Genomic DNA, 20,971 nt, shown 5'->3' with positions numbered 1-20,971 from the left:
ATAATGGGGCAGCATATTACATGAGGATGGTACTTTTCATCATCCCGTATTTTTCCGGTATTGATGCCGAAATAATCCATTTTCAGGAGGATGCAACAAGATGCAGGATGTAAAAAAAAAGCAGGATCTCAGGGTTGAGCTGCTCCGTATAATCGCCTGTCTTATGGTCATAATGATCCATGTCAGACCTTTTCCTTTTTCCGGTACGGATTTAAGAGATGCTGCAGTACTTATATATGTTCTGAACGGTCCGGCAGTAGCCGCCTTCTTTCTCATCAGCGGCTTCTTTATAAATAAAAAGCAAACCTTCTCACATGTTTTCGGGCGTTTCCTTACAGGAGTCATACTTCCTGCAGCTGCTTTCGTATTTGTTCTCGGACTTATCCGTCCATGGATAGATCACCCTGAAATATCACTCATGGAAAGCATACTGAGTTCCAGGCCTTTGACCATTCTTTCGGACATGCTGCAGGGTTTTCTCGCCTTTGACACGGTTCGATTCGGTCTATATGCGGACCATCTCTGGTACATATTCAGTTACGCAAGTGTGATGTTTTGGATGCCCGTGATACTGACTCTTGTAAAACATGACGAGATAAAAGTGCTCATGGCAATGCTTATGATCGCAGTATTTCACTTCACTCTCCAGAACCTGAGCGCCCTGGTGATACTGCCTGTAGGCATCTATATTCCTGAATCAGTCGGAAAGCCTGCCATGTACACTGTAGCCGGTTTACTTTTTTACTCCTTTATAAAAAGGATAAGAAACCACAATGATGAATCCGGCAAAGAAACCGGTACTTTAAAACACGGTATTTACTTCTATCAGCTTTCTTTTATAATACTTTTTGTCCTTAGCTCAGTGATACTGTTCTTTCTTCAGAAGCATATCTATCTTACAGGCATACTTTCGGGAAGAACGGCGGAAGAGTTAAGTACGGACTATTACTTCACAAGCTGGCACGGAATGATATGCGGTATTCAGACCCTGGCACTCAGCGGCGCCATACTTCTGATTCCCGAAAATATCCTCCGGGGCACGGTTGCAAAAATCATATCCCTGCTGGGCAGATTCACCTTCCCCATATATCTTCTGCACTATATTTTCACAAATCATTTTCGTGCAGCAGGCGTGGAGGCATGGTTCAGCAGAGTGTTCGGAGAAAGCTCCGCAGGGCTTATACTTTACAGCCTTATATATACGCTTTTTATATTTGCGGTAACAACTGTACTCGTATTGGCCCTGACATGCATAAAAAAGATCATTAACACAGGATTAAATTTTTTCGGCTCGAAAAAAACAAGAAATGACGACTATGAATAAAACCATAAACGAAGCATCCTCTTCCTTTGAATCAAAAAACAGATACACAGATACTATGTCACCGGCTTTTGAACCGGAAGATATCAATAAAAAAAATGAACCTGACCCTTCTACATTCAGGACCGTAATCGTTATCCCCAATTACAACGGCCTCAGATTTTTGGATGACTGTATGGCAGCCATTGACGCTCAGACAGTCACGGATTTCCTGACTCTTGTTGTGGATAACGGTTCGGGCGAGGAAGACAGGATCTGGCTTAAGAAGTGGCATGAGAAGGATCCTGTGCGCAGAAAACTCCTACTGAACAAGGACAATCTTGGTTTTTCCGGGGCAGTTAATCAGGGCATAAACTGGGCTCTTGATCATGATATAGCCTACACTCTGCTCCTTAACAACGACACTAAGATCGATCCTGATTTTGTAAAATCTCTTGAAAAGAAAATGGATTCGGATGCCACGGGCCGTATCTTCGCTCTCTCCAGCAAGATGATAAAGATGCACGACAACTCTGTCATGGACGATGCCGGAGACCAGTACACAGTTCTTGGCTGGCAGTTCCAGCGGGGTCTTGATGAGCCCTCATCACTCCAGCTTTGGAACCGGGAGTCTGAAACCTTTTCCGCCTGCGCAGGCGCTGCCATGTACAGAACCTCGGCTTTTAAGGTAGTCGGTCTTTTTGATGAAAACCACTTTGCCTACCTTGAGGATATAGATGTCTGTTTCAGAGCACGGTTATATGGCTTCAAGGTTCTCTACTGCCCTGAAGCTGTAGTGCAGCATGTGGGCTCAGGAACCAGCGGTTCAAAGTACAATGAATTTAAGGTAAGACTCAGTGCAAGAAATTCCGTATATCTTCTCTATAAGAATCTTCCGGCATTTATGGTGATACTGAATATCCTCCCTATACTTGCAGGCTATCTCATCAAGCAGCTTTTCTTTTTTAAGAAGGGATTCGGAAAGGCATATTTCTCAGGACTTATGGAAGGAATCCGTAAGGCCAAAAGCCTGAAAAGGGCAAAATTAAATGAGGTACCGCCCATGCGATACCTCACTCTGGAACTAAAACTTATTACAGCTACCTTTGAGTACGGTTCGAAACTAATCCGAAAATATACTGCAAAGGCTCGCGGTTAAACAGCCAGGACAGCCCGATATAGAGCACTGTACCTGCTGCCACCTGAATTATAATAGTGATCATCACTGACATACCGAGGAGCTCCAGGCTCCATACTCCGACTCCCATGATAACGGATATGATCAGTGTAGGAAGAACTTCCTTCCATTGACTCATAGGCCCGTAGCCTATGAGTTTTTTATTTGGAGCTGCATTGATAATCGTACAAAGATACTCATCAGCCACCTTCAAAATAAGCATTGGCCAGATTCCCAGGGAAATACTCAAAAGCAGTATCACTACTCCTATTGCCTTTTTTATGATCTCCAGTTTCAGAAAGAGATCGGATCTTCCCATGGCATTCATGACCTGAAGGTTGATGATATGAATAGGGTATACTCCGTAGCTTATCGCAAGAAGCACAAGATAGGGCGCTGCCACTATCCATTTTTCTGTAAGAAGAAGTATGACCAGAGGTTTAGCCACCGCCGCCAGTCCTGCCATCATGGGAAAAATCACAAATGCACTTAAACGTATGGATCTGCTGGCCATACGGCGAAGTGTCCCCGGATCGTCCTGCTTTTTGCTGTAGGCAGGCAGCATCACCGACTGAATCGCGGTGGAAAGGTTCGTTGCGATTATCTTAGGGAACTGCTCCCCTCGATTATAGGCACCGAGATCCGCACTTGAATACTTTTTCCCGATGATGAGCCCGTAGATATTCTGCCATACCGCATCTATAATTCCCGAAACCAGTATCTTCCAGCCGAAGGAAAACAGCTGCCTGAGCCTTCCGGTATGAATGATGATCCCCGGATACCATCTCAGGGTAATGAACATTACCAACATAAGAGAGAAATAGTAGACTATCTGCTGCGCAGCCATGGCCCATACTCCGAACCCTCTCATGGCAAGGGCTATGGACACCCCGCCGGATATGATAACGGCTGCCATAGTGGACTGGAAGAGCTGCTGAAATCTCAGATTTCTGGCCACAAATGCCGTCTGTATGGAGACCACGGCTCCCGGAAACAGTACAACTCCCATTACTCTTACAAGCTCTCTGAGTACCAGAGTTCTGTAGTAATCCGCTATCCACGGTGCAGCCATAAAAAGAACAGAATAGCAGACTGCAGAAAGCAGCATGCTCACCCAGAATACTGAGCTGTAGTCCTCCTCCTGCACATCTTTTCCCTGCACAAGGGCCGTTGCGAAACCTGACTGAATAAAAGTATTCGCTATTGCTATAAATATAGTGATGAGGCTTATGGTTCCGTATTCCTCAGGGGTCATAAGTCTGGCAAGCATCAGTGCCACCACGAACTGTATTCCCTGTGAACCGCACTGTTCCAGTATCTTCCAGAAAAGACCTCTGATCACCTTGAATTTCAAATTATTATTTTCTGCCATTTTTTCTGTTACGCAGCCAGTTATACAGTCTAGGCATACGATATTCAAATCCTATAAAGAATCTGTCCCGGAAATTGAGTTCACTGTAAAACTCTTTGTTCTCAGCCTTGTATATCTCCTTAAAGTCCCGGACATTAACATTGGTAAGAAACTCATTTCGTCTGGCGGCCCTCATGGCTGCGTCATGAAATCTTCCCCCTGTCTCTTCATCAAAGCTCCTGTACATCCTGAAAAGATCCTCAGCGAACTTCTTCTGCTTCTTTACATAGTCTCCTGTCATCTGACTCTGTGTCCATGATCCACCTATGGAAAATCTGTATACACTCATAGGTTCATCGAAGTAATAGCTGTCTCCGGCCGCAGCAGCCATAAGCTCCAGAGGTCTGTCTCCCACCGGACAATCCACATAGTAATCCGGCAGTTTTTCAACGATTTCCCGCCTTAAAAGGAAACTTGCAAAGGGTGAGCCCACTGCTTTATCCACAAGCTCCTCCGGTTTAACCACACGGGACTGTTTATAAGGTCTCATAAGTTCACCGTTTACAAGAGAGCCATCCTCCGTAACCACTCTTGCCGAATGGAAGGTAAAACCGCACTCAGGATGCGCCTCCATATATCCCACCTGTTTTTTCAGCTTGTCAGGGTCACACCAGTAATCATCCCCGTCTGTCAGAGCTACATATTTTCCCACTGCCCTCGGGAAATTAAAGGCACCCGAAATATTGGTTATACCCTTGCTGTACTGATTCTCTGTTCTGAGAATGGGTTTTATGATATCCGGATACCTTTCCTGATAACTTCTTATGACCTCCTGGGCATTGTCCGTAGAAGCATCGTCATGAATCAGAACCTCGATCCTGAAATCCCGGTTCTGTCCCAGAATATGATCAAGGCAGGTACCTATATACTTTCCATGATTGTAGGTCACCACGCAAACAGAGACCATTACAGGATCATCATGCTCACTTTTTACATCAGTCTCCACTTTACTCATTTATCCAACTTTCTGTTTCAATTATTTTTTGCATTAAAATGATTTTATTGATCAGTATAGCATCAATATGTACAGAAGGAAAAGGCAATGGCGCGTGCCGGCCCACTCGATTGAAAGTACATCCTGCTCGACATGTCCGTCCCGTCTGCACTACGTGCATCCGGTCTTGTACATGTCTGTGCGTCTGTTCTTTCAACTCGCAAGCCTTGGCACACATCCCTTGCCTTTTCCAGACTAAACACATCAAAAATGAATATGTAATCTCAGCATATAAACAGACATTCCCCTACAGTTCTGTGCAGCATATTGTATGTGAATCCGCCTCGGAGAATGGTAATTATTTTTCCGATTCTGTTCTTCTCAGGTATGCTTACAAAGCTATCCAAAAGCTTCTTCTGCTGTTCTGAAAGCCTTGATTCATACATCTCCCTGAAGCACTCTGCCTGCAGAAACATCTCTCTGTACACCTTTCGGGAATGTTCATCCATCTCGGCCTTGCTCTTACCGTCTTTTCTTCCGATTCCGAATCTTCCCAGCACCTCCATGATACGGGATCCCTTCTCGGCACCCAGAACATTACTGCCATGCTGCCTGTATTTATACAGGGATTCGGGAATGAACCTGATTTCACCGAAGGCTGCCGCCACAAGGGCTATCCACTGGTCATGCATGACACAATGTTCCGGTACTTCGGTTATAAGCTCCGCAAGGGCCCGGTTTATCATCATGGCACCGCCCACAACATTGTTCTGAACCAGAAGCTGATTAAGGCCCTTTCTTTCCGGGGTCATTTTCTGATACTCCACATAACTTGGTGAAACAGCTTTCAGCTCCTGATCCACCACCTCGGAATCACAATGCACAAGCAAAGGCTTATCCTTACCGTAGATTACCTCCAGCGCCTGCATTTCCATGAGTGTCTTTTCCATCTTACGGGCATCCCATACGTCATCCTGATCGGAAAGCATGATGTAATCTCCGATGCCGTACTGCTTTTCCGCAAGAAGCTTAAGGAAATGCCTCTCCGCACTTCCTGTGGGAGGATTCTGCTCAATAAGTCTTATCTTTCCGGGATGCTTTTCCATAAGCTCACGGACTATCGGCAATGTTCCGTCCTTAGATCCGTCATCCGACACCACTATGCTGAAATCCTCACAGCTCTGGGTAAGGATAGACTCAATCTGCTCCCTCACATATTTTTCTCCGTTATATGTGCACAAAAGTACAGTCACCATCACGCTTCTCTCTTTTCCATTATCTTACGTATCACTGAGTCATCACCCCAGACTGCCTTACTGTCGTAAGGTCTGTCGGGAAATGCTCCATACTTAAGCTCTATATTGTAGCCGTTTTCCTTTATGAAGTTCTCAACTCTTGTGGCAAGCTTCTCCGGATAGCCCGAGCAGGCATTGATGATTCCTCTGAACTCCTTCTGTTCTATCACAGCCGCAAGCATCTCACAGAATCGGTCATAATTGATGAAATCCCACTGGTTCTGCCCCATGGTGAAGGGAAACTCCCTGTCTCCCCGCTTCTCAGCCGCTGTGATCTTTGAGAAAATCGAAGAACCGTACTCCGAATGACCCACTATGTAATAGCCTCTCACCCACTGGAATACAGTCTCCCTGTTCTTGCAAAGAAGCTCCACCGCCTGGCGAAGAGCATTCTTGGAAATGCCGTAAAGAGACTGTGGATTGCAGGGGGTATCCGGCTTTATGGAGCCCTCAAAGAAACCTATCTCATGCATGGATCCCATAACCGCAAGCTGTGGTATATCCGCCTTTATAAGCTTCTCGAGAAAAGAAAAATGCTTAGGCAGATCTTCGATATGTGAAGGGTCGTTATGCACAAAACCATTTCTCCAGGCAAGATGGAAACATGCATCGGGTTGTCCGAAAAATTCATAGGGGTCCTCCAATGCAAAAAGATCCTGCGCCACCTTCTCTGCACGGGAATCAATGTTATCCGTTCTGAAATCGGTGGCAACTACCTCATGTCCATCACTAAGAAGCTGTTTTACAAGCCCCTGTCCGATATATCCGTTTGCGCCGGTTACAAGAATTTTCATTTAAATCAAAATCTCCTTCAAAAATCCCTCCAGACTGTATCTGTCATAAACAGCCTCATCTATATCCTTGTACGGTTCCTCTATAAATTCCTTCGGCACCGAAAAGTTGTCGGGATCGTATATGCAGACATTGGCAGGATCATAAAAATCCGTATCCATAACATGTCTGTTATTGGTTATGAGTTTACATCTGTGCCCCACAGACTCTATGGTACGCATGCTGAGTCCGTTCTGCTGAGGGAAAGTATAGTCAACAAAGCAGCGGGTATGATTATATATATCCATAGTTTTATCCATGGAGAGAGAATCAAAATGCAGTGATTCCTCAGCTCCCTTGTACAGAGGGTTTCTCTTAAGCACCGCTTCCTGTATATACTGAAGCTTTGGAACATAGATATATCCGAAAAGGGTCTTTCCGTACCGCTCCGCAAGCTCCTTCAGGGCTATAAGAACCTGCATCCTTCTTGTATGCATGGAACAGAGGAAGATGAGATCATATCTCTTATCTTCCCCTGTCTTACATTCCTCCTTTTTGAAAAACAGAGGTCTGTAAATCCATTTTTGATTCTCCGAGTCCACCGGATCAAAGGTGTAAATTTTGTCAAAATGAGGATTTATCCGCTCCTGATCCGGAAATGTGGCTATACTGTCCCACTGATATATCCTGAAGGATGCTCCTCTATATCTTTTTCTCAGTCTTTCAAGTACCTCATCCGTCATCCACTGTCCTTTGATTACAAAGACGATGTCTATATCCTCCGGAACAGCCGATAAAGACTTTTCATAGTAGTTCAGTACCAGCCTGTCCCTCATTTTCTCGGTATAAAACATCAAAAGTTTGTTAAAAAGACTGTGGGCATGAAGGTTGGTATCAAAAAGCCAGACCTTTGCCCCTGCGTTTTCAAGGCATTTCTTTATATCTTTCTCATAATTATAGAAATACGGCATTATGAGAAGTATTTTTTTATTTTTTAATCTTGTCATTGTAATACTTATCCGAAATGTACTGGCGAAGCTTTGGCGCAATAAATGTGGCCACATTCATAAGATGGTATGCCGCCATGTAACCTTCTTTTCCCTTTATCTTTTCTGCCTCTGCAAAAGGTGTGAGTCTCAGATACTTATCATACGCACGGCTGTAGTGATTCAGGTTTCCTCTGTTCCAGGGGCGTTCATCCGATGCAAAATGCACGATATGAGGATGATGCTTTGCCATATGGAAACTCTCCCTTGATTCTCCCGAAGCATAGGCAGAAGATTTTTCAACCAGAGTCGAATATCTGAAATAATAGTAATTGGTTATGAAATCATAGGTCTGCCCAACCCTCTTGATACGGTCCTTCAGAACATAATTCAGAACATCCTGATCATTAAAAGGAAGCTTCCCTCCCATGGAATTATAGTAGGCAAGGCAGTTCTCTTCCATATTTTCCAAACGCCAGGCAGAAAGATTGAAGAGTATGACTCCCGCATTATAATAGTTGTCTTCTTCCGTAAGCCCCACCAGCTCTCTGACCTCGGGATAGATGGTTGGTTCCGCTGCCATGGCTGCTATACAGTCGTTAAGTCTCAAATCATAGAAGGCTGCAAGATTTCGAAGAACCACCGTGTCGCAGTCAAGATAAAGCACCTTCGTCACGGTATCCGGAAGTATGGAGCCCATCAGAAGTCTGGCCAGGGTGGTTATCCTGAACCTGCCGGTATCGAGTCCGTATATCTTATCCTCAAGCTCTTTCATCAGATGCTCTATAGGATAAAATGTAACCTTTCTTCCGTACAGCTTCACCATCTGACGGACCTTTTCCTTGTTATCCTCAGATATGGCATCAGAGAGAATATGGAAATTAAGCTGCTCTTCCCTGTTATGTTCAATTAATGAAACAATGGAGACTGCCATGTGCTGACAGTAGCCATCATCAGATGCATATACAATATTCATATCTATATGTTTATCCTTAAATTTTTAAAGGGCCCCATCCCCATTTCGGGGTGAGCCCTTTCTGATTATATACTTTTTGCTGTATAAGTCCAGCACGAAGCCAAACCTGAGATTTATACTTTCTTTTTAGGAATTTCCGAAAAGTCCCTTTGGCTTTTCTGTGCCCCTCTGCATCTCCACACGCTTGCTTCCGGCCTCCTCAGCCTCTTTCTTGAAATAGAGTCTGTTTACAGCACTGAATACAGCACGGATTGAGGAACGGGTGATATTGGATGAAACACCTACGCCGTAGCTTGTTTTTCCTGTATCCACATCCAGAAGGTGAATGTAGGAAATAGCCTTAACTCCTGAACCTGAACCAAGGGCATGCTCCTGATAATCGATAACCTTTGACCTGATGTTAAGCTCATGATTGAGACCGGAAACAACAGAATCGATAGGTCCGTTACCCACACCTCCGAAGGTCTTCAGTTCTCCGTGATTCATATAGGTGACATTTGCAAGAGTCGTGAAGCTGTCTTCTCCGTTCTCCGTATCTGTAGTACGAAGATTCTTGAAATGCATAGGCTCCTTTGTCTGGATATAACGGGCATCGAAGATGTCGAAGATTTCCTGTGGTGATACCTCTCCTTCCTTCTCCGAAACCTCCTGAATGTAATCGGCAAACTCTCTCTGCATTCCCTTAGGAAGCTTGTAGCCGAACTGGGAATCCATGACGAATGCGACTCCGCCCTTTCCGGACTGTGAATTGATACGAACGATGGGCTCGTACATCCTTCCGATATCAGCCGGATCGATAGGAAGATAAGGAACCTCCCAGATCTTTGAGTGACGGTCATTCATGGCCTTTACGCCCTTATTGATGGCATCCTGATGTGAACCCGAGAAAGCAGTAAATACAAGTTCTCCCGCATATGGTGCTCTCGGTGGGATAGTCATCTTTGTGCATCTCTCATAAACTTCCTTTATGGAATTGATATCCTCAATGTTAAGCTTTGGATCCACTCCATGGGAGAACATGTTGTAGGCAACCGTAAGAATGTCTACATTACCGGTTCTCTCTCCGTTTCCGAAAAGCGTTCCCTCAACTCTGTCTGCTCCCGCAAGCATGGCAAGCTCTGTGGAAGCCACGCCCTCTCCGCGATCGTTATGGGGATGAACGGAAACTATCACATGCTCTCTGTGCTTAAGGTGATTGCACATATACTCGATCTGATCGGCATAGACATTGGGAGTATTCATCTCCACTGTTGAAGGAAGGTTTATGATTACCTCTCTTCCCTCTTTGCATCCCCAGGCATCAAGAACAGCGTTGCAGATATCCGCAGCATAGTCCATCTCCGTTCCTGTGAAGGACTCGGGTGAATACTCAAGACGGATATTTCCCGGGAAATCCTTGGCGTACTTCTTCACAAGCTCTGTGCCTGTAAGGGCAATGTCTATGATCTCTTCCTTCGATTTGTTGAATACAACATCCCTCTGAAGAACAGAAGTTGAATTGTATATATGAACGATGGCCTTATCAAGACCCTCAAGACATTCAAAGGTCTTCTCCAGCTGCTCGGCACGGCACTGAACAAGCACCTGTACGGTAACATCAGAAGGAATCATCTTTCTTTCGATAAGCTGACGAAGGAAATCATACTCAATCTGTGAAGCAGCCGGAAAACCAACCTCGATTTCCTTAAAGCCAAGCTTCACCAGCATCTGGAAAAACTCTATCTTCTCCTCGACACTCATAGGATCAATAAGTGCCTGATTACCGTCTCTAAGGTCTACAGAGCACCAGACCGGCGCTTCCGTAATCTCATTATCCACCCATGTTCTCTCCGGATACTTAAATGCCGGAAATCTCCTGTAACGCTTGTAATTCAACATATGTCATCTCCCTTCCCGGAACACCGGTCTTTGGGTCTCTCATCAGACAGACCGGCATCCCATATCGGATCTCATGTTTAAATCCGACACTGACCATGTGAAGCTTCTATACAGACAGACGCCCAAAGGCTCCCCACATTCTTTTATTATATTATCATTGTTCGTCGAGGACTAGTCCCCTCTCTTTCATAACATCTATAACCTGATCCACATACTTGTCACACTTATCGACAGTGTCGGCCTCAACCATCACTCTCACAAGAGGCTCTGTTCCAGAAGCTCTGAGCAGTATTCTTCCGTCAGATCCGAGTTCTTCGGTAACCTTTTCCACAGCAGCCACAACAGCCTCATCATTCTGTGCAGCCTCCTTGTCAAGAACTCTGACATTCTTGAGTACCTGAGGGAACACTGTAAACGGTGAAGCCAGCTCCTTGAGAGATTTTTTCTTTGCCAGCATGGTTTCCATCACCTTTATGGAAGTAAGGATTCCGTCACCTGTGGTTGCGTGATTAAGGAAAATGATGTGACCGGACTGCTCACCGCCCAGAGAGAAGCCGTTCTGGGACATATTCTCATAAACAAATCTGTCGCCGACCTTGGTCTTCTCATACTTTATTCCGACCTCATCAAGTGCCTTGTAAAGACCGAAATTTGACATAACGGTAGTTACTATGGTGTCATCCTGAAGCTGTCCCTTTTCCTTCATATAACATCCGCATACATACATGATCTGGTCACCGTCGATGAGATTTCCGTCCTCATCTATAGCGAGACACCTGTCAGCATCTCCGTCATAGGCAAAGCCCACATCACATCCCTGATCCTTGACGAACTTCTGAAGAGACTCTATATGTGTTGAACCGCACTTATCGTTAATGTTTATGCCGTTTGGTTCATTGTGAATAACATGTGTGTCTGCTCCAAGGGCGTCAAAAACAGATTTTGCGATTGATGATGCGGAACCGTTTGAACAGTCAAGAGCCACCTTTTTGCCCTTAAAGCTCTTTGTGGCAAGGGAAATAAGATAACCGATATAGCGGTTTCTTCCTGCTGCGAAATCCACAGTGCGTCCGATATTGTCTCTTGTTGCAAGAGGCACCTCCGGTGTCACCCCGTCAAGATAGTCCTCGATCTTCTCGATAACATCCTCACCAAGCTTCTCGCCGTTTCCGTTGATAACCTTAAGACCATTATCATAAAAAGGATTGTGTGATGCAGAGATCATAACTCCGCAGTCAAAATCCTCTGATCTTGCAACGTATGCTACAGAAGGTGTGGTGGTTACGTGAAGCAGGTATGCATCAGCACCTGTTGCCGTGATTCCGGCCGCAATAGCGTACTCAAACATATAGCTTGAGCGGCGGGTATCCTTACCTATAACGATACGGCAGCGCTCACCTTCCTTTTTACCCTGTCCGTAATACCATCCTAAAAACTTGCCTACACGGAAAGCACTGTCTGCAGTAAGGTTCACATTAGCCTCACCGCGGTATCCGTCTGTACCAAAATATTTACCCATGATTACTCCTATTTTACAAATTATTCCGGGCTGCTTCTCAGCCGGTGCTGTCAGGATTATCCTTTACAAAATTCCTGCCTTTTATGAAGTGAAAGGGACTGTCCGAAGACAGTCCCTGCTTTTTCTTTATCTCAGACCTCAATATCCTTTAAGGCTTCAAGATATCTTGAAAGAGCGTCCTGCCATGTCGGAAGCGGATTGAAACCATTCTCCGCAAGCTTCGACTTATCGAGTCTTGAATTGAAGGGACGGGCCGCCTTACTGAGACCATACTCTTCTGTTGTTACGGGCTTAACCTCTGTCTTATAGCCTGCCTGACGGTAGATTTCCTTCGTGAAATCATACCAGCTGATATATCCGCCTTCGTTTGTTGCGTGATAATATCCGTACTTCTCGGTTTCCAGCATATCCACAAGAAGAACTGAAAGATCCAGTGTATAAGTAGGTGTTCCGATCTGATCATTTACCACTCTTACCGTATCGTGTGTCTTACCCACATTAAGCATGGTCTTGATGAAATTCTTTCCGTTAAGGCCGAATACCCAGGCGATACGTACAATGAAGTACTTTTCAAGAGTGTTGGCAACCGCCAGTTCTCCACCAAGCTTTGTCTCTCCATAGTAGTTAAGGGGTGCATAATCCTTGCAGTCCGGAAGCCAGGGCTCTGTTCCCTGACCATTAAACACATAATCCGTTGAGATGTAGATCATCTTTGCATCAAGCTTCTTTGCAACATCCGCAATATTCTGCACACCATCGGTGTTTATAGCCTTTACCTTTGCCTTCTTGTCCTCATCCTCTGCAAGATCAACTGCAGTCCATGCGGCACAATGAACTATAACATCAGGTGCTGCCCCGGAAATCACCTTCTCCACCTGCTCCCGATCTGTTATGTCCATGGAAACATAAGGCATCTTTGTAACCGCGCTGTCATCCTGAATACCGCTGTACACAGGAGCAAGATCGGAACCGATTCCCTCATAGCCTCTCTTTGCAAGTTCATTCATAACGTCATGGCCAAGCTGACCACCGACACCGGTAACAAATACTTTCACATTATTCTCACTTTCTATTAAAAGATATGAGGAGCATAAATCCACTCCTCATTCTGTCTGCATACCACGAAATGGCACACTTATCTTTTTTTATTTTTAAACTAAAAAGTCTTTTTCAAGGCATAACGGAGCATCAGTCGCTGAGTCCCTTGCCTTCAACATACATCTTGTCGAAATAGCTCTGATATTCTCCGGAAATGATGTGCTCCCACCACTCCTTGTTGTTGAGATACCAGTCGATGGTCACAGGTATTCCTGTGTCGAAGGTATACTCAGGCTTCCAACCGAGCTCTGTCTCCATCTTTGTCGGATCCATAGCATATCTCTGGTCGTGTCCCGGTCTGTCCTTAACGTACTCGATAAGTGACTCCGGCTTTCCGAGAGCCTTAAGGATGGTCTTTACAACCTCAAGATTTGTTCTCTCATTGTGTCCGCCGATATTGTAAACCTCCCCTACCTTTCCGTTACGAACGATAAGGTCGATTGCCTTGCAGTGATCTGTTACATAAAGCCAGTCACGGACATTGGCACCGTTTCCGTATACAGGGATCTTCTCATCATTGAGTGCTCTCGAGATAACCAGCGGAATAAGCTTCTCAGGGAAGTGATACGGTCCGTAGTTGTTTGAGCATCTTGAAATAGTTGTAGGGATACCGAAGGTTCTGTGGTATGCCTGCACAAAAAGATCTGCTGATGCCTTTGATGCAGAGTATGGTGAAGATGCCTTGATCTTGTTGTCCTCTGTGAAGAAAAGGTCAGGACGGTCAAGAGGAAGATCACCGTAAACCTCATCTGTAGATACCTGATGATATCTCTTGATGCCGTACTCCTTGCATGCATCAAGAAGAGCTACTGTTCCGCCGACATTGGTCTTTAAGAAGATACCGGGATCCGATACGGAACGGTCTACATGAGACTCTGCCGCAAAGTTAATGATAACGTCCGGCTTCTCTGTCTCGAAAAGCTTGAATACAAACTCACGGTCTGCGATATCGCCCTTAACGAACTTGTAGTTAGGCTTGCCCTCAAGAGGTGCAAGTGTCTCAAGATTTCCTGCGTAGGTAAGTGCATCAAGACAGATCCACTGATCATCGGGATAAGTATTGACCGCAAAATGCATGAAGTTGCCGCCGATAAATCCGGCGCCGCCTGTTACTATATATTTCATATAAAACCTCTCATTATTTAAAATCACTCAGTGAGCTTATCAACATACTTGCCGTCAAGTATATCCTTAAGATAACGGCCGTACTCATTCTTCTTGTACATCTCGTAAGCTTCCTTGACCTTGTCTTCGTCGATCCATCCGTTAAGATATGCAATCTCCTCCAGGCAGGCGATCTTACGATGCTCATGAGTTTCGATAGTATATACAAAGTTGGTGGCATCCACAAGAGAATCGTGGGTTCCGGTATCAAGCCATGTGAAGCCCTGACCAAGCAATGTCACATCAAGCTCACCGTTCTCAAGATAAATACGGTTAAGGTCTGTGATCTCAAGTTCGCCTCTTGCTGAAGGCTTAAGGTTCTTTGCATACTCCACAACCTTGTTGTCATAGAAATAAAGACCTGTTACACAATAGTTTGACTTTGGATGCTCAGGCTTCTCTTCGATGGAAACAGCTTTTCCTGTCTTGTCGAACTCAACGATACCGAAACGCTCGGGATCATCAACATAGTATCCGAAAACTGTTGCACCGGATGTCTTGGAAGCTGCATTGCGAAGAAGCTTCTTGAATCCATGTCCTGAGAAAATATTGTCACCGAGGATCATGGCAACGGAATCATTACCTATAAACTCTGCTCCGAGGATAAATGCCTGGGCAAGTCCATCCGGTGATGGCTGAACCTTATATTCCAGATTTATACCGAACTGACTTCCGTCTCCCAGAAGCTCCTGAAATCTCGGTGTATCACTCGGTGTAGAAATAAGCAGAATGTCTCTTATTCCGGCATTCATAAGAACGCTCAGGGGATAATAGATCATCGGTTTGTCATAGATAGGAAGTAACTGTTTGGAGGTTACTCTTGTAAGCGGATATAATCTTGTACCGGATCCACCGGCAAGTATAATTCCCTTCATAATATCTCCTTTAGTTATCAGGCAGATTTTTTAAACCTCACTCAAAAGGGCATACTACGCCTGATATGTCTACATACTTTCCAAATTCTAACACAATCAACTACCATATACAAATTGAAATATCATTAATTTCCGCATAAAAAGCATTAAAAATCGTACAAAATGCCTGTTTTTGTCCCCTTGATAAGCCTGTCCGGTAATGTTATAGTCACTTAAATCAAAGAAAGCTATCTATAGAAAGAAAGGTTTGAAAGCAGACTTTCAAACTTTATTGATGGGACAGATACGCCCCGGATGAAACAGGCGGGCACCTGGCCCACGGAGGTAAAAATGGAAAATAAGAAAGCATTAATCGCCATGAGCGGCGGTGTTGACAGCTCTGTGGCCGCTGCCCTTATGCGGGAAGCCGGCTACGACTGCATAGGCGTCACCATGAAGCTATATAACAACGAAGACATAGGATATTGCCGAGCCAATACCTGCTGTACCCTTGAGGACACTGAGGATGCCCGTCAGGTAGCTGCCAGCCTCGGCATGCCATACTATGTTTTCAATTTCACAGAAGACTTTGACAAACAGGTTATTGACCGCTTTATACGTACTTATGAAGAAGGGGGCACTCCTAACCCCTGCATCGACTGTAACCGCTACATGAAGCACGAAAAGCTGTATCACCGGGCGGAGACATTGGGCTGCGACCTCATAGTCACAGGACACTACGCAAGAATCGAGCAGGATCCGGGCACCGGACGATGGCTTCTTAAAAAGTCACGAAATCTCGCAAAGGATCAGAGCTATGTCCTTTACTTCATGAATCAGGATCAGCTGGCCCACACCATGTTTCCCCTTGGAAACTTTGCCTCCAAGGACGAAGTCCGGGTGGAAGCCGAGAAACACGGATTTATAAACGCCCACAAGCACGATTCTCAGGATATCTGTTTTGTAGTGAATGGTGACTACGGTGATTTCATCGAGCGCTATACCGGCCGCAGCTTTGCTCCGGGAAACTTCATCGACACAGAGGGCAATGTTTTGGGAACCCACAAGGGCATCATCCGCTACACCATCGGTCAGCGAAAAGGTCTCGGTCTCGCCCTTAAGCAGCCTATGTATGTCTGTGGAAAAGACATGGAAAAGAACGAGGTCATCCTTACTACAGGTCCCGAGCTTTACTCAAAGGCTCTTATTGCAGACCGCTTTAACTGGATACCTTTCGACGAACCGGAAGGCCCTGTACGGGTTACCGTAAAAACCCGTTATAAGGCAAAGGAAGTTCCTGCCACAGCGGAAGCCCTGAGAGATGAGAACGGGAAGCTTACCGGTCAGGTTAAAGTAACCTTTGATGAGCCCGAACGGGCTGTGGCCACGGGGCAGGCCGTTGTTCTCTATGACGGAGATCTGGTTGTGGGTGGAGGTACCATCGTCAAAGCCCTGAAGAACGCTTAAATCAGTTCCTTTAAAAAATCAAAGCCTGTGTATCCTGTAACCATCGCTAAGGGTTACAGGATACACAGGCTTTTAGATTTCACGGGTTCACGGAACAGGCTGCTGCCTGTCCTTTGCCACTGAGCTTTTACTGTTTCTCTTCCTCCACCTTCACCGGCTTCAGATTCTGTCTTATCTTTATTCCGTTCACCTCGATATCATCCGCAATAGGAATAAGAAGATACTCTCTGCCGTCTATGACACGGGTCTCCACGAGATCGGCATTTTCAGATTTTACATCCAGCTTCATGGTAAGTGACTTCACCACCAGATGCTTCTGATCCTGGATATTCTCGGCAACCAGCGGGGAATTGTCATCTCCCACAGCCTCATCATATATTCTCTCGAACTGGTTCAGCTGCTCTTCAGTGGCTCCGTTTGAAGCAAGGAGTCTTCTCATATCTCCCTTTCCAAGCTCCACATGATCATCGCTTTCCTTATCATTGCTGTTCTCCCTGATCATCTCATTGATCTCTTCGGAAATGTTTCTCACAGTCTCAAACGTACAGTCACCGGAAAGAGTAGTTTCGATTATCTCTCTGAAAACATGCTGCTGATCTTTCTCTGTTCTGGAAAGCTCTGCTCCCAGAATATCAAGTGGAATCTCCTCATGACGTTCCTCGGGATGTCTTGTAAAGTAGAGTGAATTATGGATATCCGTGTTTCTGAAGTTGAAAGCCGGGAACAGGAATGCGGTTTCCGGATTCTTTACAGCCCAGTCATCGGTACGGCTAAGGAAGGTCTGGGCATTGACATCATAACAGAGTCCCTCTCTGAGAAGCTCCACAGGGCAGATGGTGCAAAGGATGAAGCTGTAGACGTACTCACTCGCATCATCAAGCACTGTCTGATCCTTAAGCTTCATGGGAATGTCATAAACTCCGTGGGTCAGTATGATGAGATACTTTCCCGGATAGCTGTAGGAACCGATGATCTTGTCGAAAAGCTGCTCCACAAGCCCATCATCCTTAAGCTCCGACTTCTGAAGGCGGTACAGGAACTCCTGATGTCCTCCCTCCATCTCCTCCGGAACAGGAAACTCTACATTGAACAGGTTTCTTCCGAACTTTCCCGACATGGAACGTTTGAAAAGCTCACAATACTTAGCCCTCTCCTGCTCCTCAAGCTGCAGGAACATATCATGGAAGGTTGATATCTTCTCCTTCTCCTCATTGACATAACAGGCACGCATACGATCTATGCGGCAGTCATTTTTATTAAAACACTTTGATTTGATCTCGCTTACTGACTTTTTATCCATTTACAACATTCTCCTTTAGTCCTCATTGCCGCAGGACTTTGTCAAAATTTCCATCTCTTCCTCAGTGAGACTTCTGTACTCTCCGGGCGCAAGGCTCTCGTCAAGTGCAATGTCTCCCATGGACATTCTCTTCAGATACAGAACATCCTTTTCGCCCGGAAGAGCTCTTATCATCTTCTTTATCTGATGAAACTTACCTTCCTGTATGACCACCTTCACCTCGGAGCAAAGGGTTTCATCTGTTATGGCAGCAGGACCTTCCGCGCCTGCAAACAGGGCACCCGAAAGTCTGACTCTCTCAAATCTCTCCGGATCCACGGAAAGCTGCAGCTTATCCGCAAGCTCCTTTACCGTCTTTCCGGTACTCAGGATCTCAAGCTCCGCCGGCATGGCTGTGAGATGCTCGTCGAAACGTATCCCTTTCCTGAACTTCTCTGTATCCTCTTCTCCCACTGTTCCCGTCACCACAGCATAATACGCCTTATCTACATGATGCTTCGGCGAAAGAAGTCTGTGTGAGAGCTTACCGTCATTTGTAATAATGAGAAGGCCCTCCGTATCCTTATCCAGACGCCCCACAGGAAAAAGATCCTTGCGGACCTGTCCTCCGAAAACATCATCTCTTATGAGATCAACAACAGTTTCCTGATGCTTATCCTCACTTGCGGAAATGACCCCCGCCGGTTTATTCATCATATAGTACTGATACTTCTGATAAGCGATCTCTTCATCAAAAAAAGTAATCACTGCTCCTTCCGGAACATTCTCTCCGGCATCCCGGACAACCTCTCCGTTCACAGTGACCTTACACTTACGAATGGCTTTCTTTATATCGCTTCTGCTGCCGACTCCCATGTCGGCAAGATACTTGTCTAAACGCATATATCATTCTCCTACTGCTCCCCTGAGAAGGATTTCCCCTCCCGGGCAAAGATCAACAGCCTCTGTTTATACTCCCCGTAAATCATCAGAGCCGGGGTTCAGATGGGTACATTATCATATATTCCGCTCTCTTCCAAGTCCCCGTCATATTCTTATTCATGTATATACCAGGGCTCTAAAATAACCTGACGCCTTATTTGTCTGCTATATTCACAAATAAATTATTTTTTTGTCAAAAATAGTATTCATATAAAGCATGATGCCTTATAATTCAAGGTTAGAAATAAATAAATTAATTTTAAGAAGAGTTTAATGTAATGGCAAGAAACTATTATTCAGACCACAACAATAGAAATAACGGAGGTTCCGGCCGTCAATATTCTTCCGGAAACTCCGGAAACAGATATTCATCCCGGGACAACCGCTCTCAGGAACGTAATCATACCGGAAGGAACCGGGTGATGACCAACGCGGAAAAACAGGAACTGATGGAACGGCACCGAAGAGCCATGCGTAAAAAGAAAGCCCGTCAAAGAGCCTATACCTACCGTTTAATAGCTTTAGGCTGTGTTATCGCAGTGGTATTCGTCGTATGGAAATTTGTCACCGGAATCACAGGCTATATAACCGACAGCAGGCAGCAGAAAGTTGATGCCATGCAGAACATCGAGATAAATAAAGGAAATGATTCCATTGATGTAGTGGGCCAGACATTTGCAGCAGAATCCTCTGCCGCGGAAAGTACCGAAGCAACTGTCGAAACCACCGAAGCCTATGACCCTACTCACGTTCTTTCAAACGGAAGATACGTTGACACCACAAAGCCCATGGTAGCTCTGACCTGGGACGACGGTCCAAACGGCTCCACAGGAGAAAAAATCATGGATGCGCTTGAAGCCTGCAACGGAAGAGGAACCTTCTTCCTGGTAGGAAACCGTATAGACGAATTTGCATCCGAAGTTCAGCGCATGGCAGCAAACGGACACGAGGTAGCCAACCACAGCTGGGATCACGATACCTCACTTTCCAAAAAGTCCACCGACTATATCAGGGAAGAGTTTGAAAAGACCAATGCAAAGATCCTCGAAGTCACCGGTGTATCACCGGCTCTTGTGCGGCTTCCGGGAGGAATCATCACCGACGCTGTACGAAGCGCCGTGACCCAGCCCATGATTTTCTGGTCCATTGACACCATCGACTGGAAGACAAAGAATGCACAGAGTACCGTTGATATCATCGAATCTCAGATAAAGGACGGAGACGTTGTCCTTATGCACGAGCTCTACTCCGCCACTCAGGCAGCCTCTGAGGAGGTTATCCCATGGCTTTATGAGCAGGGCTATCAGCTGGTAACAGTTTCGGAGCTTATTGCCTTCCATAATGCTGAGGTCCACGGAGGAAACGGAAAGCAGTATTCCTCTTTCCCTTATGCAGCTCCGCCTGATGCAACTAATGCAGAGACAGCTGCTGCAGGCACCACTTCAGCTTCATCAACGGTTTCGGAATCAAGTGAAAAGTCTTCTTCCAAATCTTCCGAAACAAGCACCAAAGCCGCCTCAAAGGAGACCGCTTCGGAAACCAGGAAATCCGAACAGAGCACCACGAAGGCTGCCACTGAAGCCGAAACCTCAGCCACAGAAACGGCAGCAGCGGCAACGGAAGCCACCGAAGCCGACGTGATAGAAGCCCCCACTGAGGAGGATGACACTTATGTACCTACGAGTGCCCAGGAGGCCCAAAAGGTTTCAGAGACCGCAGCATGGATGGCTGTAGGTCAGAATCCGGGGGCCGGAGGCGATGTTCAGTCAGATGCCATACAGGCGGCTGCACCGAATTGATGATTCAAAGGAAACTTTTCAGCAGTACAAAAATGTATTGCAGACAACGTAACAATATATATAATGATAATCATTGATTGCCTCGCCCTCCGGACGAGGCAATCTTATTCTTTCAAAAAGA

The 20,971-nt window shown here is 45.6% G+C and carries 17 protein-coding genes; 4 read left to right on the top strand and 13 right to left on the bottom strand.

Going from position 1 to position 20,971, the window contains the following annotated elements; all coding sequences use genetic code 11:
* Positions 1-100: 100 nt before the first annotated feature.
* Together T515_RS02105 and T515_RS02100 are read left to right on the top strand one after the other, a co-directional pair.
* A complete protein-coding gene (locus tag T515_RS02105) occupies positions 101-1,324 on the top strand; it encodes an acyltransferase family protein (RefSeq protein ID WP_036606994.1) in 1,224 nt (407 codons plus the stop codon).
* Entirely contained in the window at positions 1,317-2,459 is a 1,143-nt protein-coding gene (locus T515_RS02100; protein WP_242839310.1) for a glycosyltransferase family 2 protein, read from the top strand. The genes T515_RS02105 and T515_RS02100 overlap by 8 nt, the downstream gene beginning before the upstream one ends.
* Here the strand turns inward: T515_RS02100 and T515_RS02095 are convergent.
* From T515_RS02095 to rfbA, 11 genes are all read right to left on the bottom strand, one after another.
* Positions 2,401-3,849, bottom strand: a complete 1,449-nt coding sequence (locus T515_RS02095) for a lipopolysaccharide biosynthesis protein (RefSeq protein ID WP_036606992.1) — start codon at positions 3,847-3,849, stop codon at positions 2,401-2,403. The genes T515_RS02100 and T515_RS02095 overlap by 59 nt on opposite strands.
* The gene (locus T515_RS02090) at positions 3,836-4,843 is read right to left on the bottom strand and encodes a glycosyltransferase (RefSeq protein WP_036606990.1); all 1,008 of its coding nucleotides are present in this window, start codon (positions 4,841-4,843) and stop codon (positions 3,836-3,838) included. The genes T515_RS02095 and T515_RS02090 overlap by 14 nt, the downstream gene beginning before the upstream one ends.
* A gap of 263 nt (positions 4,844-5,106) precedes the next feature.
* On the bottom strand, positions 5,107-6,078 hold the full coding sequence (locus T515_RS02080; RefSeq protein ID WP_036606986.1) for a glycosyltransferase family 2 protein: 972 nt from the start codon (positions 6,076-6,078) through the stop codon (positions 5,107-5,109).
* Positions 6,078-6,911 carry an NAD-dependent epimerase/dehydratase family protein gene (locus tag T515_RS02075; RefSeq protein ID WP_036606983.1) on the bottom strand — a complete coding sequence of 278 codons (834 nt, stop codon included), beginning with the start codon at positions 6,909-6,911 and terminating at the stop codon, positions 6,078-6,080. The genes T515_RS02080 and T515_RS02075 overlap by 1 nt, the downstream gene beginning before the upstream one ends.
* Positions 6,912-7,895 (bottom strand): hypothetical protein, encoded by a 984-nt coding sequence (locus T515_RS02070; RefSeq protein WP_036606981.1) that lies wholly within the window; start codon positions 7,893-7,895, stop codon positions 6,912-6,914. It lies immediately after the preceding gene.
* Complete coding sequence (locus T515_RS02065; protein WP_036606979.1) at positions 7,876-8,850, bottom strand: glycosyltransferase family 8 protein; 975 nt, start codon at positions 8,848-8,850, stop codon at positions 7,876-7,878. The genes T515_RS02070 and T515_RS02065 overlap by 20 nt, the downstream gene beginning before the upstream one ends.
* A gap of 126 nt (positions 8,851-8,976) precedes the next feature.
* The gene (leuA, locus tag T515_RS02060; protein WP_036606977.1) at positions 8,977-10,728 is read right to left on the bottom strand and encodes a 2-isopropylmalate synthase; all 1,752 of its coding nucleotides are present in this window, start codon (positions 10,726-10,728) and stop codon (positions 8,977-8,979) included.
* A 154-nt stretch (positions 10,729-10,882) separates the two neighbouring features.
* Entirely contained in the window at positions 10,883-12,247 is a 1,365-nt protein-coding gene (gene glmM / locus T515_RS02055; RefSeq protein ID WP_036606975.1) for a phosphoglucosamine mutase, read from the bottom strand.
* 131 nt (positions 12,248-12,378) lie between these two features.
* Positions 12,379-13,302: a dTDP-4-dehydrorhamnose reductase gene (rfbD, locus tag T515_RS02050; protein ID WP_036606973.1), complete on the bottom strand. Its 924-nt coding sequence runs from the start codon at positions 13,300-13,302 to the stop codon at positions 12,379-12,381.
* Positions 13,303-13,435: 133 nt separating this feature from the next.
* On the bottom strand, positions 13,436-14,470 hold the full coding sequence (gene rfbB, locus T515_RS02045; protein ID WP_036606971.1) for a dTDP-glucose 4,6-dehydratase: 1,035 nt from the start codon (positions 14,468-14,470) through the stop codon (positions 13,436-13,438).
* Positions 14,471-14,493: 23 nt separating this feature from the next.
* Positions 14,494-15,384 carry a glucose-1-phosphate thymidylyltransferase RfbA gene (gene rfbA, locus T515_RS02040; protein ID WP_036606970.1) on the bottom strand — a complete coding sequence of 297 codons (891 nt, stop codon included), beginning with the start codon at positions 15,382-15,384 and terminating at the stop codon, positions 14,494-14,496.
* Between the two features lie 330 nt (positions 15,385-15,714).
* Between rfbA and mnmA the strand changes: the two genes are divergently transcribed.
* Positions 15,715-16,830, top strand: a complete 1,116-nt coding sequence (gene mnmA / locus T515_RS02035) for a tRNA 2-thiouridine(34) synthase MnmA (RefSeq protein WP_036606968.1) — start codon at positions 15,715-15,717, stop codon at positions 16,828-16,830.
* A gap of 127 nt (positions 16,831-16,957) precedes the next feature.
* Here the strand turns inward: mnmA and T515_RS02030 are convergent, their stop codons facing one another.
* Positions 16,958-18,130, bottom strand: a complete 1,173-nt coding sequence (locus T515_RS02030) for a DUF4317 domain-containing protein (protein ID WP_036606966.1) — start codon at positions 18,128-18,130, stop codon at positions 16,958-16,960.
* A gap of 15 nt (positions 18,131-18,145) precedes the next feature.
* Complete coding sequence (locus tag T515_RS02025) at positions 18,146-19,012, bottom strand: pseudouridine synthase (protein WP_036606965.1); 867 nt, start codon at positions 19,010-19,012, stop codon at positions 18,146-18,148.
* A gap of 317 nt (positions 19,013-19,329) precedes the next feature.
* Here T515_RS02025 and T515_RS16290 point away from each other — a divergent pair, with 317 nt between their 5' ends.
* Positions 19,330-20,850: a polysaccharide deacetylase family protein gene (locus T515_RS16290; RefSeq protein WP_051671339.1), complete on the top strand. Its 1,521-nt coding sequence runs from the start codon at positions 19,330-19,332 to the stop codon at positions 20,848-20,850.
* Positions 20,851-20,971 lie beyond the last annotated feature (121 nt).

The sequence above is a fragment of the Oribacterium sp. P6A1 genome (genome assembly GCF_000702885.1).
Lineage (GTDB): Bacteria > Bacillota > Clostridia > Lachnospirales > Lachnospiraceae > Oribacterium.
The sequence above is the reverse complement of the archived record's forward strand: the minus strand, read 5'-3'. Positions and strand labels throughout refer to the sequence as shown.